Raw genomic sequence first — 2,500 nt, 5'->3', positions numbered from 1 at the left:
AGACTCTCATACCCCCTCTTTATTCCTCATACATATCAGTAAAATAACTGAAAGGAGTGTAGAACTTGTTCGATCCTTCTTTATTAAACACCATAAGCGCCCATTCAAGAAGCCCACACTATCATAGGAAGTTTCCCATCATTCTATTTTGGAGTCAAAAAAGCGGTTGCACTTCTCTTGCCAATTGGTTCTTTTACCAGATTGATTTATTGCAAACAGCTCTAAGTTATAGTCCTTTCATTCATAATTATGAATATGATATATACAAAAGTACACCTGCTTATAGTGTACGACTAGGAGTAGCGCTGCGAGAAAAACAAAAAGAAACGTTTAAACTTGTTCGTAACCCTTATAGGAGAGCAGTCAGTTCTTTCGTATCCTTAATTGGACCTCCTTATATGGAAAATCCCGAATGGAAACCCATCCGAAAGTTTTTATATCAAGATGAAAATTCCCCCAAAGGGATCTCATTTAAACAATTTCTATACTATCTATTTATGAAAGGGGCTCACGCAAGTGATATTAACCCACATTTCACACAACAATATATAGCTGGTGAAGAAGAATATGTCACCAATTATATATACTTAGAAAACTTTGATCAGGAAATGAAAGAATTAGAAAAGCGTTTCGAATTAAAAAACGCACCAATAAATGAGTTCTCAACATCATGGCATCATCAAACTCCCGCCATGATTTATAAAGGGAATTTTAGCGAAGGCGATATTACTGATCCTTTATTTCCCCGTCATCCAACTTTTGAAAGCTTTTATGATACTGAATGTATACAACTTGTTCAAACAATATTTCAAAATGATTTCGACACATATAAATACAGCAAAGAATATCCATACTAATTTTAGTCTATTATCTTTGCTAAATAAAAAAGATACCTCATATATAAGGTATCTTTTTTACATTTCAATTATATAAATCATACTGTTTAACAGTCTCTATTCTCCACCTTGTTACCTTTTAATAGATTACATAACTTTTGCTTATCCGCCCATCCTACTCCAATTAAAACTAAACTCGCTCCCATTATTACTCTCCATGTCAGAGATTCATTTAATAGAATAATTGAAGTAACAATACTTATTAACGGTAATGCATTTAAATATAATCCGCTTACTGATGCTGAAACTCTCTCTAGCGCTTTATTCCAAAACCAATACGCTAAAATTGTTGCTCCAATAACAAGGTATATTACACTAAGTCCCGTTTTCCAAGTTTCAATCTTCGGTAAACCGTAATAAAGAATTTCTACCAGTGCAAATGGTAATAGAATAACAGCTCCAATAATTAAAGTTAATGTTGTAAAAACCTCGTTTGATAAATACTGTTCTTGTTTTGGTCGTTTTAGCAAAACCGTGTAGAAAGCAAATAGAAAAGTACTTAATAATATCAGTATATCTCCTATTAAAGACACTTCTTGATCAGCACTTTTAGATGGAATCGTAATAAAGAGTACTCCTATAGCACCCAATATAATTCCTATCCAATAATTCAATCGAATTTTCTCTTTCAAAAAGAATGCTGAAAAAAGAATTGTAACTAATGGTAATGCAGCATCTATGATACTAACATGTAATCCACTTGTTAAAGAAATACCGTACGATGTGAACATAAAATACCCAGCTACACCGGTAAAAGCTAACAAACTCATTCTTTTCCATGGAACTTTTTTATGTACAACTGATTTTTGTAGTTGCTTAAATGAAAATAGCATACAAATTCCACCTGCAAAGAAAAGACGAATAAACAACAAAGTAAACGGCTGAATAGATTCTAACGCCCATTTTGTTGGCGCAATAGCTGTCCCCCATAATATAACAGCCACTAATAACATGCATATTTCTTTCATAATCCCCCACACCCATCAAAAATATATGTTAACTACCTTAATTATAGATTTTTTCTTATGTAAAATCCTTTAAAAACACAAAAGGTTATGCAAAAAGAGCTAGATTGCTACTTTTTGCATAACCTTTTTTTTATATCTCGACTATACCCTTATAAAAGGTAATTCTTACCTTTATATTTTAAGTAATAAAAATAAACACAAAAAAACCTAAGTCGAAACGACTTAGGTTTTTGCTTGGCGACGTCCTACTCTCACAGGGACAAGGTCCCAACTACCATCGGCGCTAGAGAGCTTAACTTCCGTGTTCGGTATGGGAACGGGTGTGACCTCTCTGCCATCATCACCAAACTATGAAGGCATATTCCTTCAAAACTAGATAACATTGCTACATATTATATGGTTAAGTCCTCGATCTATTAGTATTCGTCAGCTCCACATGTCACCATGCTTCCACCTCGAACCTATCAACCTGATCATCTTTCAGGGATCTTACTAGCTTACGCTATGGGAAATCTCATCTTGAGGGGGGCTTCATGCTTAGATGCTTTCAGCACTTATCCCTTCCGCACATAGCTACCCAGCTATGCCCTTGGCAGAACAACTGGTACACCAGCGGTGCGTCCATCCCGGTCCTCT

At 34.8% G+C, this 2,500-nt stretch carries 2 protein-coding genes and 2 rRNA genes (1 of these 4 running past the window's edge); 1 reads left to right on the top strand and 3 read right to left on the bottom strand.

The features are described from left to right. Positions 1-65 precede the first annotated feature (65 nt). Positions 66-857 (top strand): sulfotransferase family 2 domain-containing protein, encoded by a 792-nt coding sequence (locus N2V79_RS01625; protein WP_000460203.1) that lies wholly within the window; start codon positions 66-68, stop codon positions 855-857. Between the two features lie 86 nt (positions 858-943). On the opposite strand, the gene N2V79_RS01620 is transcribed toward N2V79_RS01625, so the two are convergent. From N2V79_RS01620 to N2V79_RS01610, 3 genes are all read right to left on the bottom strand, one after another. Further along, entirely contained in the window at positions 944-1,864 is a 921-nt protein-coding gene (locus N2V79_RS01620) for a DMT family transporter (protein WP_000658281.1), read from the bottom strand. Between the two features lie 232 nt (positions 1,865-2,096). Continuing rightward, positions 2,097-2,212, bottom strand: a 5S ribosomal RNA gene (rrf, locus tag N2V79_RS01615). A 48-nt stretch (positions 2,213-2,260) separates the two neighbouring features. After that, positions 2,261-2,500: ribosomal RNA gene (locus N2V79_RS01610) — 23S ribosomal RNA — on the bottom strand; it runs 2,682 nt beyond the window's last position.

The sequence above is a fragment of the Bacillus sp. CH_70 genome, assembly GCF_038007045.1.
GTDB classification, from domain to species: Bacteria; Bacillota; Bacilli; order Bacillales; family Bacillaceae_G; genus Bacillus_A; species Bacillus_A cereus.
This window is presented reverse-complemented; position numbering and strand designations above follow the sequence as displayed.